We start from the raw sequence: 12,595 nt of genomic DNA, 5'->3' as shown, positions 1-12,595 counted from the left end.
GGTGTCTCCTGGAGGGATTACTTCGAGTACAGCTCGACGATCAGCGCTTCATTGATGTCCGAGGGCAGGTCCGCACGATCCGGGATGGCCTTGAAAACGCCGGCGAACTTCTTGGCGTCGACTTCGCACCAGCTCGGGACGAGGTCCATCTGCTGGGAGAGGTTCACGGCTTCCTGGACGTTGAGGTGCTTCTGGGCACGCTCGGTCAACGCGATGTTGTCGCCGGCCTTGACCTGGTAGGACGGCAGGTTGACGGCCTTGCCGTTCACCAGCACGCCCTTGTGCGACACCAGCTGGCGCGCCTGCGGGCGCGTCACTGCGAAGCCCATGCGGTACACGACGTTGTCGAGCCGCTGCTCGAGCATCTGCAGCAGGGTCTCGCCGGTGTTGCCCTTCTTGGTCGAGGCTTTCTTGTAGTAGTTGCGGAACTGCTTCTCGAGCAGACCGTAGATACGCTTCACCTTCTGCTTTTCACGCAGCTGGTTGGCGTAGTCGGAAAGCTTGCCGCGCTTGGCGACCGCGCCGTGCTGGCCGGGCTTTTGCTCCAGCTTGCACTTCGAGTCGATCGCGCGAGCCGGCGACTTCAGGGAGAGGTCGGCGCCTTCGCGGCGGGCGAGCTTACAGGTGGGACCGATGTAACGAGCCATTGTATTAGTCTCCTGTTCCCGTGTTAGACGCGGCGCTTCTTCGGCGGCCGGCACCCGTTGTGCGGGATCGGGGTGACGTCGATGATGTTGGTGATCTTGTAGCCGCAGGCGTTGAGCGAACGCACGGCCGACTCGCGGCCCGGGCCGGGGCCCTTGATGCGCACTTCAAGCGTTTTCACGCCGTAGTCGAGCGCGACCTTGCCGGCCTTCTCGGCGGCCACCTGGGCAGCGAACGGGGTCGACTTGCGGGAACCGCGGAAGCCCGCGCCACCCGAGGTCGCCCACGACAGCGCATTACCCTGGCGATCGGTGATGGTGACGATGGTGTTGTTGAAGGAAGCATGGACGTGGGCGATGCCGTCGGTGACGACCCGCTTGATCTTCTTCTTCGTTTTGGTTGCCGGCTTATTCATGGGGCCAGGTCCTTACTTCTTGATGGCTTTGCGCGGACCCTTGCGGGTGCGGGCATTGGTACGGGTGCGCTGGCCGCGCATCGGCAAGCCACGACGATGGCGCAGGCCGCGATAGCAGCCCAGGTCCATCAGGCGCTTGATCGACATGCCGACCTCACGACGCAGGTCGCCCTCGACGATGTACTTAGCCACTTCGGCGCGGATGCGCTCGACTTCAGGCTCGGACAGGTCCCGGATCTTGGTGGACGGGGCGACTTCAGCCGCCACGCAAATGAGCTTCGACCGGGTACGGCCGATGCCAAAGATACTCTGTAGGCCTACCCAGACATGCTTCTGGACAGGCAGGTTGACACCCGCGATGCGCGCCATCAGGCGTTCTCCAAAACTAAATTGAGCGCAGTGAATCGGAAATAATACCTTAGCTTGGGTCTAGTTGTAAGCCCCCGGGCCAAATGGCCCGAGAACCCCGGCATGGGGAGTGTGCCCATGCTCCGGCGACGAACCTCCCCTGCCCTTCCCGTTGCCGGTCCGGGCGCCCCGCGCTACTCCAGCGCAGGGACGGGGGGCTGGTTCATCCGCGCGCCAAGCTGCCGCGCGGACCGCCCATTGTCGTGGTCCCTCAGCTGCGGGCGAGGCCGCCGCGGGAACCACCCTTCAAGTTGGCCTTCTTCATCAGGCCTTCGTACTGGTGGGACATCAGGTGCGCCTGCACCTGGGCCGTGAAGTCCATGACCACCACCACGACGATCAGCAGCGAGGTGCCGCCGAAGTAGAACGGGACCTGCCAGAACATCCGGATGAACTCGGGCAGCAGGCAGACCAGAACGAGATAGATCGAGCCGATCAGGGTAAGCCGGGTCAGCACGCCGTCGATGTAGTCGGCGGTGGCCTTGCCCGGCCGGATGCCCGGCACCAGGGCGCCGGACTTCTTGAGGTTGTCGGCCGTTTCCTGCGAATTGAACACCAGCGCCGTGTAGAAGAAGGCGAAGCCCATGATCATGGCGCCGTAGAGCAGCATGTGCAGCGGCTCGCTCGGGGCCAGGGCCTGGCTGAGGTTCTGCAGGAACAGGTTGAGCTGGTCGCGCCAGCCTTCGCCGGTCGGGGCCGCGCCCTGGCCGAACCACTGGACCATGGTCGCCGGGAACATGATCAGGCTGGAGGCGAAGATCGCCGGGATCACGCCCGCCATGTTCAGCTTCAGCGGCAGGTGCGAGCTCTGGTTCATGTAGGCCTGGCGGCCACCCTGGCGACGCGCGTAGTTCACGGTGATGCGGCGCTGGCCGCGCTCCATGAACACCACGAAGTAGGTGACGCCCAGCACCAGCGCGGCGATCACCAGGATGGCGAAGGCGCTGATTTCATTGTTGGCGACCTGCTGCAGGGTGCCGAAGACGGCGCCCGGCAGGCTGGCCACGATGCCCGCGAAGATGATCAGCGAGATGCCGTTGCCGACGCCGCGCTCGGTGATCTGCTCGCCCAGCCACATCAGGAAGATGGTGCCGGCGGTCAGGGCCACGATGGCGGTGAAGACGAACGCCGGGCCGGGGTTGTACACGACACCCGACTGCTGCTGCAGCATCGAGGCGATGGAGCCGGCCTGCACGATGGCCAGCAGCACCGCGCCATAGCGGGAGTACTGGGTCAGCTTGCGGCGACCGGACTCGCCTTCCTTCTTCATCGCCTTCCAGGGCTCGTAGATCTGGCCCATCAGCTGCACGATGATCGAGGACGAGATGTACGGGATGACGTTGAGCGCGAACAGGCTGAAGCGGTTCAGCGCACCACCGGAGAACATGTTGAACATGTCCACGATGGTGCCCTGCTGGCTTTCCATCAGTTCCAGCATCCGCTGCGGATCGATACCCGGCACCGGGATGTAGCTGCCGATGCGGTAGACGATCAGCGCAAGGAGTACGAACACCAGGCGCTGGCGGAGCTCGGTGAATTTACCGAGCCCACCCAGGGCGGAAGCTGAAGGGGACTGAGCCAATGCCTTACTCCGTCACGCTGCCGCCGGCAGCCTCGATGGCGGCCTTGGCACCGGCGGTGGCCAGCAGGCCCTTGAGCACGAACTTCTTGCCCACTTCGCCCTTCTTGACGACCTTGGCCTGCTTGGCGTTCGCCGGAACCAGCTTGGCGGCGCGCAGCGCGGCGAAATCGATCTCGCCGGCCTCGAGCATGTCGAGCTTGTAGAGCATGACTTCGGCGGTGTCGTTCTTGATCTTCGAACGGAAGCCGACCTTGGGCAGACGCTTGTACATCGGCATCTGGCCGCCTTCGAAGCCGGCCTTGATCTTGCCCTTGCCCGAGCGCGCGAACGAGCCCTTGTGGCCGCGACCCGCGGTCTTGCCGAGGCCGGAACCGATGCCGCGACCAACGCGGACGCGATCCTTGCGGGCGCCGTCGGCGGGCTTGAGAGTATTGAGCTTCATATGGGTTCTCCTTGGCTCGCTCAGGACTCGACGCGAACCAGGTAATGCACCTGGTTGATCAGGCCGCGCACGGACGGGGAGTCCTTGAGCTCGCGGACATCATTGATCTTGTTCAGGCCAAGGGCCTTCACGGAAAGACGGTGGCGGGCCTGGCAGCCACGAAGGCCCTTCACCAGGCGAACCTTGACGGTCTTGTCAGCCATTGAGGATCTCCTCGATCTTCTTGCCACGCTTGGCGGCGATGCGGGCCGGCGACTGGGTCGCGGCCAGGCCCTTGACGGTGGCGCGCACCAGGTTGATCGGGTTGCGCGAACCGACGGCCTTGGCCAGGACGTTCTTGACGCCCACGGCTTCGAGCACGGCGCGCATGGCACCACCGGCGATCACGCCGGTACCCTCGGACGCCGGCTGCATGTACACGCGGGCAGCGCCATGGTTGGCCTTGACCGGGTGGAACAGGGTGCCGTTGTCCAGGTCGACGTTGACCATCGACTTGCGGGCGTACTCCATCGACTTCTGGATGGCGACCGGGACCTCGCGGGCCTTGCCGTAACCGAAGCCGACCTTGCCGGCGCCGTCGCCGACGACGGTCAGCGCGGTGAAGGTGAACTGGCGACCGCCCTTGACGGTCTTGGACACGCGGTTGACGGCGACCAGCTTCTCGATGAAGCCGTCGTCGCTGTCGTCCCTGTGGCGATTGCGATCGTTGCTGCTCATGTGGATTCCTGGGTTTGCTTACGACCTATGGCCGCTTATGGTTGTGGTTGGATCTGGAAAACCCAAGCCCGGTTGGCCAAAGGCCGGTCGGGCTTAGAACTGCAGGCCACCCTCGCGGGCGGCGTCTGCCAGGGCCTTGATGCGGCCGTGGTAGCGGTAACCGGAACGGTCGAAGGCAACCTTCTCGATGCCCGCGGCCTTCGCCTTTTCAGCGATGGTGCGGCCCACCTTGGCGGCGGCCTCCATGTTCTTGTTGCCCTTGAGGCCTTCGCGCACGTCGGCCTGCACGGTGGAGGCGGCAGCCAGCACCTTGGAGCCATCGGCCGAGAACAGCTGGGCATAGATGTGCTGGCCCGTGCGCAGCACGGACAGGCGGGCGACGCCGAGCTTGCGGATGTGCGAGCGCGTGGTCTTGGCGCGACGGAGGCGAGCGATGTTCTTGTCCATGGTCTTTTACCTTTGGAAAGCTGAAGAGCCCATCAGGCCTTCTTGGCTTCCTTCATGATGATCTTTTCGCCGGAGTAGCGGATGCCCTTGCCCTTGTAGGGCTCGGGCTTGCGGAAGGCGCGGATCTTGGCCGCGACCTCGCCCACCTGCTGCTTGTCGGCACCGGTGACCAGGATCTCGGTCTGGGTCGGGGTGGCCAGGGTGACGCCCTCGGGCGCCTGGAACACGACCGGGTGCGAAAAGCCCAGGCTGAGGTTGAGGTCCTTGCCCGCCATGGCGGCGCGGTAACCCACGCCGACCAGCTCGAGCTTGCGGGAGAAACCCTCGGACACGCCGGTGACCATGTTGGCCACGATGGCACGGGCGGTGCCGGCCATCGGGACGTTGGCGGCCTCGGCGGCCGACAGCTGCAGCACGCCGTCTTCGAGCTTGAACTCGACGCCGGCGGGCTTGGCCAGGACCAGGGTGCCCTTCGGACCCTTGACGGTCACCTGGTCATTGGAAACAGTGAACTCGACGCCCTTGGGCAGGGTGATCGGCTTCTTGGCAACGCGGGACATGGGTCTGTCTCCTTAAGCCACGAGGCAGATGACTTCGCCGCCCACGCCCGCAGCGCGGGCCTGGCGATCGGTCATCAGACCCTGGGAGGTGGAGATGATGGCGACGCCGAGGCCGGCGAGCACCTTCGGCAGGTCGTTCTTGCCCTTGTACTTACGCAGGCCGGACCGGGAGACGCGCTCAAGGCGCTCGATCACCGGCTTGCCCTCGTAGTACTTCAGGGAGATTTCCAGCTTGGCCTTGGCGCCCTCGCCGTTCACGCGGAATTCCCCGATGTAACCCTCGGACTTCAGCACGTTGGCAATGGCCAGCTTCATCTTGGAGGCAGGCATGGAAACCTGCGGCTTACCGACGGCGAGTGCGTTCTTGATACGCACCAGCATGTCGGCAATGGGATCAGTCATGCTCATGTTCTATTACCTTGTAATCCAGGTGTTGGGAGCACCGATATCCGCGAGTCCCCCGAGGGGGACAGGCGATTACCAGCTGGCCTTGCGCAGGCCGGGCACGTCGCCACGCATGGTGGCTTCGCGCAGCTTGTTGCGGCCAAGGCCGAACTTTTGGTACACGCCGCGGGCGCGGCCGGTCAGCTCACAGCGGTTGGTCACGCGGCTCGGGCTCGAGTCGCGCGGCAGCTTCTGCAGCTTGGTGGAGGCGTCCATCTTCTCCTCGTAGGAGGCGGACTGGTCGGCGAGGACCTTCTTGAGTTCCTCGCGCTTGGCGGCGTACTTGGCGACAAGCTTCTTGCGCTTGATGTCGCGGTTCACCATAGACGTCTTGGCCATTTGTATGGGTCCTTGGTCTTAGCTGCGGAACGGGAAGCTGAAGGCCTCGAGCAGCGCCTTGGCTTCTTCGTTGGTCTTCGCCGTCGTGGTGATGGCGATGTCCATGCCTCGCATGGCGTCCACCGCGTCGTAATCGATCTCGGGGAAGATGATCTGTTCCTTGACGCCCATGTTGTAGTTGCCACGACCGTCGAACGAACGCGGCGAAACGCCACGGAAGTCGCGGACGCGCGGCAGCGACACGTTGATCAGGCGATCCAGGAATTCGTACATCTTGGCCCGGCGCAGGGTCACCTTGGCGCCAATCGGCCAACCGTCGCGGATCTTGAAGCTGGCCACCGAAACGCGAGCGTTGGTGGTGATCGGCTTCTGGCCCGCGATCTTGGTCATGTCGGCGACGGCATTTTCCAGGATCTTCTTGTTGCCCACGGCCTCGCCCACGCCCATGTTCAGCGTGATCTTCGAGATGCGGGGCACCTGCATGATGTTCTCGTAGCCGAACTTTTCAACAAGCTTCGGGACGACGGTTTCTTTGTAGAAATTCTCAAGCCGGGTCATGACATCATTCCTTAGGCGTCAACCGCCTCATTGCTCGAGCGGAACACACGCACTTTGCGTCCATCCTCGAGCACCTTGAAACCAATGCGTTCACCCTTGCCCGAGGCCTGGTTGAACAGCATCACGTTGGAAACGTGGATCGGCGCCTCACGCTCGATGATCCCGCCGGCGACATTGGCCTGCGGGTTCGGCTTGGTGTGGCGCTTGATGATGTTGACGTTCTGGACGACGACCTTGTCGCCGGCCACGCGCACAACCTCACCCTTCTTGCCCTTGTCGGCACCGGCGATGATGATCACCTGGTCGCCCTTGCGAATACGGTTCATGTCTGTTCCTTCCCTCAGATCACTTCGGGAGCGAGCGACACGATCTTCATGAACTTCTCGGAACGAAGTTCACGGGTCACGGGCCCGAAGATGCGGGTGCCGATCGGCTCCTGCTTGTTGTTGAGCAGGACGGCGGCGTTGCCGTCGAAGCGGATCAGCGAACCGTCGGGGCGGCGCACGCCAGAACGGGTACGGACCACGACCGCGTCGTAGACCTCGCCCTTCTTGACCTTGCCGCGCGGGATCGCGTCCTTGACGGTGACCTTGATGATGTCACCAATGTGCGCGTAGCGACGCTTGGAGCCGCCGAGCACCTTGATGCACATCATTTCCTTGGCGCCGGAATTGTCGGCGGCGTCGAGGTAGCTCTGTACCTGGATCATGGATCTGGCCTCCTTACTTCACGGCGCGCGTGATGATTTCCACCACGCGCCAGTTTTTGGTCTTCGACAGCGGACGGCACTCGCTCACGCGGACGACATCGCCCTCGTTGCAGGTGTTTTCCTCGTCGTGGGCGTGCAGCTTGGTCGAGCGCCGGATGTACTTGCCGTACAGGGGGTGCTTGACCTGGCGCTCCACGAGGATCGTCACGGACTTGTTCATTTTGTTGCTGACAACGCGGCCTTCGACCGTGCGCAGCTGGTTCGCATTCTCGCTCATAGCTCGCCCTTACTTCTTCTGGGTCAGCAGGGTCATCGTCTGCGCAATTTCGCGACGGACCCGCTTGATGTTGTGGGGCTGGCCCAGCTGCCCAGTCGCCTTCTGCATGCGCAGGGCAAACTGTTCCTTGTGCAGGTCCAGCAGGTGGGCCTTCAGCTCGGTCTCAGACTTCGAACGCAGTTCCTTGAGTTCCATATCAACGCACCGTCCGGGTCACGAAAGTGGTGGTGACCGAGAGCTTCGCGGCCGCCAGGCGGAACGCCTCGCGCGCGGTCGCTTCGTCAACGCCCTCGATCTCGTAAATCATGCGGCCGGGAGCGATCTGGGCGACCCAGTACTCGACGTTGCCCTTACCGGCACCCATTCGCACTTCGATCGGCTTCTTGGTGATCGGCTTGTCCGGGAACACGCGGATCCACATCTTGCCGCCGCGCTTGACGTAGCGGCTGATCGAGCGGCGGGCCGCTTCGATCTGACGCGCGGTCAGCTGGCCGTGCGAGGTGGCCTTGAGGCCGAACTCGCCGAAGCTGACGGCGGCGCCGTTCCAGCTCAGGCCGTCGTTACGGCCCTTGAATACCTTGCGGTACTTGGTTCGCTTAGGTTGCAGCATGGCGGATTACCTCGCTTCCTTGGCCGGACGGGACGGGCGCTCGGAGCGCTCTTCCGCCTTTTCCTGGCCGACCTGGCTGAAGTCAAAGACCTCGCCCTTGTAGATCCAGACCTTCACGCCGATGATTCCGTACGTGGTCAGGGCCTCGGCGAAGCCGTAGTCGATGTCGGCTCGCAGGGTATGCAGGGGCACGCGGCCCTCGCGGTACCACTCCGAACGCGCGATCTCGGCGCCGTTGAGGCGGCCGGCGACGTTGACCTTGATGCCCAGGGCACCCAGGCGCATCGAGTTGCCGACGGCGCGCTTCATCGCGCGGCGGAACATGATGCGACGCTCGAGCTGCTGGGCAATGGACTCGGCGACCAGCTGCGCGTCGAGTTCCGGCTTGCGGACCTCGGACACGTTGATGTGCGCCGGGACGCCCATGATGGTCGAGACTTCCTTGCGCAGCTTCTCGATGTCTTCGCCGCGCTTGCCGATCACCACGCCCGGACGAGCCGAGTGGATGGTGACGCGGGCGCTCTTGGACGGACGCTCGATCAGGATCTTCGAGATGCCGGCCTGGGCGAGCTTCTTGCGCAGCATCAGGCGGACCTTGAGGTCGGCAACCAGGTACTGGGCGTAGTCGCGCTTGTTGGCGAACCACTTGGAATTCCAATCCTTGGCGATGCCGAGGCGGATTCCGGTCGGATGAACTTTGTGACCCATATTCGTCGTCCCTGCCTTACTTGCCCGAGCCCACAACCACAGTGATGTGGCTGGTGCGCTTGAGGATGCGGGTGCCGCGGCCCTTGGCGCGGGCCATGAAACGCTTCAGGACAGGGCCCTCGTCGACCATGATGGTCGAAACCTTGAGCTCGTCAATGTCAGCGCCGAGGTTGTTTTCGGCATTCGAGATGGCGCTCCAGAGGACCTTGCGGATCATCTGGGCGGCCTTCTTGTCCGAGAACTGCAGCAGGTCGGCGGCGCGGGCCACCGGCATGCCACGGACCTGGTCAGCGACCAGGCGGGCCTTCTGCGGCGAGATCCGGGCCGTGCGGAGAATGGCTTTGGCTTCCACTGTCATATCTCCTTACTTCGACTTCTTGTCGCCGACGTGACCCTTGAAGGTCCGGGTCAGGGCGAACTCGCCGAGCTTGTGGCCCACCATGTTCTCGTTCACGAGCACGGGGATATGCACCTTGCCATTGTGGATGGCGATGGTGAGACCCACCATGTCCGGCGAGACCATGGAACGACGCGACCAGGTCTTGATCGGCTTCTTGCTGCTGCCCTGTGCGGCCTCCACCTTCTTGACGAGGTGGTGGTCGATGAAGGGACCTTTCTTAAGAGAACGTGCCATGGCCTATCAACCCCTGCGATCGCGCACGATGAACTTCTGGGTGCGCTTGTTCTTGCGCGTCTTGTAACCCTTGGCCGGCGTGCCCCACGGGGACACCGGATGCGGGTTGCCCTGGCCAGCCTTCGCCTCGCCACCACCGTGCGGATGGTCGACGGGGTTCATGGCGGCGCCGCGGACGGTCGGCTTGACACCGCGCCAGCGCTTCGCACCGGCCTTGCCAAGCTTTTCGAGATTGTGCTCGACGTTGCCGACTTCACCGATGGTGGCGCGGCAGTCGGCCGGCACCTTGCGCATTTCGCCGGAGCGAAGGCGCAGGGTGGCGTAGCCGCCGTCGCGGGAGATCAGCTGGGCACCGGCGCCAGCGGCGCGGGCCAGCTGGGCACCCTTGCCCGGCTTCATCTCGATGCAATGCACGGTCGAACCCACCGGCATGTTGCGCAGCGGAAGGCTGTTGCCGGTCTTGATCGGCGCATCCTTGCCCGCGATCACCTGGTCGCCATTGGCCAGGCCCTTGGGAGCGATGATGTAGCGGCGCTCGCCGTCGGCATAGCACAGCAGCGCGATGTGCGCGGTGCGGTTGGGATCGTACTCCAGGCGTTCGACGCGGGCGGGAATACCTTCCTTGTCGCGCTTGAAGTCGATGATGCGGTAATGCTGCTTGTGGCCACCACCGATGTGACGGGTGGTGATGCGACCGTGGTTGTTACGACCACCGGTCTTGCTCTTCTTCTCGACCAGCGATTCCAGCGGGCCGCCCTTGTGCAGGCCAGCGGTGGAAACGCGCACCATGGCGCGGCGGCCAGGCGAAGTCGGCTTGAAAGTCTGTAGTGCCATGGGTACTTACCTCAGGCCTTTGCCATTACGTCGATCGTCTGGCCTTCGGCCAGGCGAACGTAAGCTTTGCGCCAGTCGCCACGGCGGCCGGCTCGGTTGCGGAAGGACTTCTGCTTGCCCTTGACGTTGACCACGTTGACGCCTTCAACCTTGACGCTGAAGAGCGATTCGACGGCGGCCTTGACGTCGGCCTTGGTCGCGGTGGTCGCGACTTCGAAGACGTACTGGTTGCTCTGCTCCTGGATGCGCGCGGTCTTTTCGGACACGCGGGGGGCACGCAGGATGCTGAGGATCTTGATCTCGTTCATGCCAGCCACTCCTCGACCTTCTTGACCGCGTCGGCGGTCATGATCACGTTGCGGGCACCGACCAGCGCGACCGGATCCAGCCCCTGCACGTCACGAACCTCGACGTACGGCAGGTTGCGGGCGGCCAGGTACAGGGCCTCGGTGGCGTCTTCGGTGACGATCAGCGGGTGGTCGAAACCCATCTCGCTGAGCTTGGCAATCAGGGTCTTGGTCTTGGGCTCGTCGATTTCGAACTTCTCGACGATCTTCAGGCGATCCTGGCGGATGAGCTCGGAGATGATGGCGCAGATGGCCGCACGGTACATCTTGCGGTTCACCTTCTGGGCGAAGCTGCGCGGCTTGGCGGCGAAGGTAACGCCACCACCGATGAAGATCGGGGCGCGGTAGTCGCCGTGACGCGCGCCACCACCCTTCTGCTTCTTGAACTTCTTGGTCGTGCCCCGCACTTCCGAGCGGGTCAGCTGGGCCTTGGTGCCAGACCGGCCGGCGTTGCGGAAAGCAACAACCACCTGGTGCACCAGATCCTCGCTGAATTCGCGGCCGAAGACGGCGTCGGAAACCGACAGCGCCTTACCGCTTCCAATGACGGCGAGTTCCATTATCTAACTCCTCAACCTTTGCTCGCGGGGCGGACGACGACGTCGCCACCCGGCGCACCGGGGACGGAACCCTTGACCGCGATCAGGCCGCGCTCGGCGTCGACCTTGACCACTTCCAGGTTCTGCATGCTCTGGCGCTCGGCGCCCATGTGGCCGGCCATCTTCTTGCCCGGGAAAACGCGGCCCGGGGTCTGGCGCTGGCCGATGGAACCCGGCGAACGGTGCGACAGCGAGTTACCGTGGGTAGCGTCGCCCATCTTGAAGTTGTAGCGCTTGATGGTGCCCTGGAAGCCCTTGCCCTTGGTCACGCCGGCAACGTCGACCAGCTGGCCCACTTCGAAGATGTCGGCCTTGATCTCGCCGCCCACTTCGTAGTTGCCCGCGTCCTCGTCGGCGATGCGGAATTCCCACAGGCCACGGCCGGCTTCGACCTTCGCCTTGGCGAAGTGGCCCGACAGCGGCTTGTTCACCAGGCGCGCGCGCTTGTTGCCGGCGGTAACCTGCACGGCGGTGTAGCCGTCGGTTTCGTTGGTCTTGATCTGGGTGATGCGATTCGGGCTGGCCTCGATCACGGTCACCGGGATGGAACGACCATCCTCGGTGAACATGCGGCTCATGCCCGCCTTGCGGCCCACGATTCCAATATTTTTGGTCGTCATGGCAGTGGCCTCAGGTCAGCTTGATCTGGACGTCGACGCCGGCCGCGAGCTCGAGCTTCATGAGCGCGTCCACGGTCTTGTCATTGGGGTCGACGATGTCCAGCACACGCTTGTGGGTGCGGGTCTCGTACTGGTCGCGCGCGTCCTTGTCGACGTGCGGCGACACCAGCACGGTAAAACGTTCGATCTTGGTCGGCAGCGGGATCGGGCCGCGCACCTGCGCGCCGGTCCGCTTGGCCGTCTCCACGATTTCGGAAGCCGAGCGATCAATCAGGCGATGATCGTAGGCCTTGAGCCGAATCCGGATCTTCTGGTCCGCCATGGCGATGTCCTTCAAAACGGTAAAGAGCGTCGGAATCAGGGGCCATTGGCCCTGGTTCCCGTGGAAAACAAGCTCGGCGGACCGTTTCTGGTCCACCGAGCCGAAAAGTATAGCCTGTGTTAAACGGACCTGTCAAACAAGTCGTTTTTCACTGGCTTCGCCCGTCCTGGGCGCGAACACGAGGGGCGTCCTGCCCCTCATTTCGTATGTCGGGCCACCCTGGGGGGCGGCTTAGCAGCGGGATTATAGGCTTACTTGATGATCTTCGCAACCACGCCGGCGCCGACGGTGCGGCCGCCCTCGCGGATCGCGAAACGCAGGCCTTCGTCCATCGCGATCGGGGCGATCAGGGTGACCACCATCTTCACGTTGTCGCCC

Annotated in this window: 26 protein-coding genes; all 26 read right to left on the bottom strand. The window is 63.7% G+C overall.

The window, feature by feature from the left end; all coding sequences use genetic code 11:
- Positions 1–17: 17 nt before the first annotated feature.
- Positions 18–647 carry a 30S ribosomal protein S4 gene (gene rpsD / locus ACYVJH_RS00865; RefSeq protein ID WP_460452779.1) on the bottom strand — a complete coding sequence of 210 codons (630 nt, stop codon included), beginning with the start codon at positions 645–647 and terminating at the stop codon, positions 18–20.
- A 23-nt stretch (positions 648–670) separates the two neighbouring features.
- Complete coding sequence (gene rpsK / locus ACYVJH_RS00860; RefSeq protein ID WP_188662876.1) at positions 671–1,060, bottom strand: 30S ribosomal protein S11; 390 nt, start codon at positions 1,058–1,060, stop codon at positions 671–673.
- Positions 1,061–1,072: 12 nt separating this feature from the next.
- A complete protein-coding gene (gene rpsM, locus ACYVJH_RS00855) occupies positions 1,073–1,429 on the bottom strand; it encodes a 30S ribosomal protein S13 (protein ID WP_460452778.1) in 357 nt (118 codons plus the stop codon).
- 250 nt (positions 1,430–1,679) lie between these two features.
- Positions 1,680–3,050 carry a preprotein translocase subunit SecY gene (secY, locus tag ACYVJH_RS00850; protein ID WP_460452777.1) on the bottom strand — a complete coding sequence of 457 codons (1,371 nt, stop codon included), beginning with the start codon at positions 3,048–3,050 and terminating at the stop codon, positions 1,680–1,682.
- A 4-nt stretch (positions 3,051–3,054) separates the two neighbouring features.
- Positions 3,055–3,492, bottom strand: coding sequence for a 50S ribosomal protein L15 (gene rplO, locus ACYVJH_RS00845; RefSeq protein ID WP_188662883.1), 438 nt, complete (start codon positions 3,490–3,492; stop codon positions 3,055–3,057).
- A 20-nt stretch (positions 3,493–3,512) separates the two neighbouring features.
- A complete protein-coding gene (rpmD, locus tag ACYVJH_RS00840; RefSeq protein ID WP_034225585.1) occupies positions 3,513–3,695 on the bottom strand; it encodes a 50S ribosomal protein L30 in 183 nt (60 codons plus the stop codon).
- Positions 3,688–4,209 carry a 30S ribosomal protein S5 gene (gene rpsE / locus ACYVJH_RS00835; protein ID WP_460452776.1) on the bottom strand — a complete coding sequence of 174 codons (522 nt, stop codon included), beginning with the start codon at positions 4,207–4,209 and terminating at the stop codon, positions 3,688–3,690. The genes rpmD and rpsE overlap by 8 nt, the downstream gene beginning before the upstream one ends.
- A gap of 93 nt (positions 4,210–4,302) precedes the next feature.
- Entirely contained in the window at positions 4,303–4,656 is a 354-nt protein-coding gene (gene rplR / locus ACYVJH_RS00830; protein WP_188662888.1) for a 50S ribosomal protein L18, read from the bottom strand.
- A gap of 32 nt (positions 4,657–4,688) precedes the next feature.
- Complete coding sequence (rplF, locus tag ACYVJH_RS00825) at positions 4,689–5,216, bottom strand: 50S ribosomal protein L6 (RefSeq protein ID WP_460452775.1); 528 nt, start codon at positions 5,214–5,216, stop codon at positions 4,689–4,691.
- A gap of 12 nt (positions 5,217–5,228) precedes the next feature.
- Positions 5,229–5,624: a 30S ribosomal protein S8 gene (rpsH, locus tag ACYVJH_RS00820; RefSeq protein WP_188662892.1), complete on the bottom strand. Its 396-nt coding sequence runs from the start codon at positions 5,622–5,624 to the stop codon at positions 5,229–5,231.
- 69 nt (positions 5,625–5,693) lie between these two features.
- On the bottom strand, positions 5,694–5,999 hold the full coding sequence (gene rpsN / locus ACYVJH_RS00815) for a 30S ribosomal protein S14 (protein WP_188662894.1): 306 nt from the start codon (positions 5,997–5,999) through the stop codon (positions 5,694–5,696).
- Between the two features lie 18 nt (positions 6,000–6,017).
- Positions 6,018–6,557: a 50S ribosomal protein L5 gene (gene rplE / locus ACYVJH_RS00810; protein ID WP_460452774.1), complete on the bottom strand. Its 540-nt coding sequence runs from the start codon at positions 6,555–6,557 to the stop codon at positions 6,018–6,020.
- Between the two features lie 11 nt (positions 6,558–6,568).
- Complete coding sequence (rplX, locus tag ACYVJH_RS00805; protein ID WP_188662898.1) at positions 6,569–6,883, bottom strand: 50S ribosomal protein L24; 315 nt, start codon at positions 6,881–6,883, stop codon at positions 6,569–6,571.
- Positions 6,884–6,897: 14 nt separating this feature from the next.
- Positions 6,898–7,266 carry a 50S ribosomal protein L14 gene (rplN, locus tag ACYVJH_RS00800; RefSeq protein ID WP_034225573.1) on the bottom strand — a complete coding sequence of 123 codons (369 nt, stop codon included), beginning with the start codon at positions 7,264–7,266 and terminating at the stop codon, positions 6,898–6,900.
- Positions 7,267–7,279: 13 nt separating this feature from the next.
- Entirely contained in the window at positions 7,280–7,543 is a 264-nt protein-coding gene (gene rpsQ / locus ACYVJH_RS00795) for a 30S ribosomal protein S17 (RefSeq protein WP_460452773.1), read from the bottom strand.
- A gap of 9 nt (positions 7,544–7,552) precedes the next feature.
- On the bottom strand, positions 7,553–7,738 hold the full coding sequence (rpmC, locus tag ACYVJH_RS00790) for a 50S ribosomal protein L29 (RefSeq protein WP_034225569.1): 186 nt from the start codon (positions 7,736–7,738) through the stop codon (positions 7,553–7,555).
- A gap of 1 nt (position 7,739) precedes the next feature.
- A complete protein-coding gene (gene rplP, locus ACYVJH_RS00785; protein ID WP_188662902.1) occupies positions 7,740–8,153 on the bottom strand; it encodes a 50S ribosomal protein L16 in 414 nt (137 codons plus the stop codon).
- 6 nt (positions 8,154–8,159) lie between these two features.
- On the bottom strand, positions 8,160–8,861 hold the full coding sequence (gene rpsC, locus ACYVJH_RS00780; RefSeq protein WP_460452772.1) for a 30S ribosomal protein S3: 702 nt from the start codon (positions 8,859–8,861) through the stop codon (positions 8,160–8,162).
- Positions 8,862–8,877: 16 nt separating this feature from the next.
- Positions 8,878–9,213 (bottom strand): 50S ribosomal protein L22, encoded by a 336-nt coding sequence (gene rplV, locus ACYVJH_RS00775; protein WP_460452771.1) that lies wholly within the window; start codon positions 9,211–9,213, stop codon positions 8,878–8,880.
- 12 nt (positions 9,214–9,225) lie between these two features.
- Positions 9,226–9,495 carry a 30S ribosomal protein S19 gene (rpsS, locus tag ACYVJH_RS00770; protein WP_034225563.1) on the bottom strand — a complete coding sequence of 90 codons (270 nt, stop codon included), beginning with the start codon at positions 9,493–9,495 and terminating at the stop codon, positions 9,226–9,228.
- 6 nt (positions 9,496–9,501) lie between these two features.
- Positions 9,502–10,329: a 50S ribosomal protein L2 gene (rplB, locus tag ACYVJH_RS00765; RefSeq protein WP_460452770.1), complete on the bottom strand. Its 828-nt coding sequence runs from the start codon at positions 10,327–10,329 to the stop codon at positions 9,502–9,504.
- Between the two features lie 11 nt (positions 10,330–10,340).
- Positions 10,341–10,637 (bottom strand): 50S ribosomal protein L23, encoded by a 297-nt coding sequence (gene rplW / locus ACYVJH_RS00760; protein WP_188662906.1) that lies wholly within the window; start codon positions 10,635–10,637, stop codon positions 10,341–10,343.
- Complete coding sequence (gene rplD / locus ACYVJH_RS00755) at positions 10,634–11,236, bottom strand: 50S ribosomal protein L4 (protein WP_460452769.1); 603 nt, start codon at positions 11,234–11,236, stop codon at positions 10,634–10,636. Before rplD ends, rplW begins: the two co-directional genes overlap by 4 nt.
- Before the next feature lie 11 nt (positions 11,237–11,247).
- A complete protein-coding gene (rplC, locus tag ACYVJH_RS00750; RefSeq protein ID WP_460452768.1) occupies positions 11,248–11,895 on the bottom strand; it encodes a 50S ribosomal protein L3 in 648 nt (215 codons plus the stop codon).
- Positions 11,896–11,905: 10 nt separating this feature from the next.
- Entirely contained in the window at positions 11,906–12,217 is a 312-nt protein-coding gene (gene rpsJ / locus ACYVJH_RS00745) for a 30S ribosomal protein S10 (RefSeq protein ID WP_188663085.1), read from the bottom strand.
- Between the two features lie 251 nt (positions 12,218–12,468).
- A partial coding sequence (locus ACYVJH_RS00740) for an EF-Tu C-terminal domain-related protein (protein ID WP_460452766.1) occupies positions 12,469–12,595 on the bottom strand: 127 nt, incomplete at its 5' end.

Source organism: Arenimonas aestuarii (assembly GCF_054781715.1).
The sequence above is the reverse complement of the archived record's forward strand: the minus strand, read 5'-3'. Positions and strand labels throughout refer to the sequence as shown.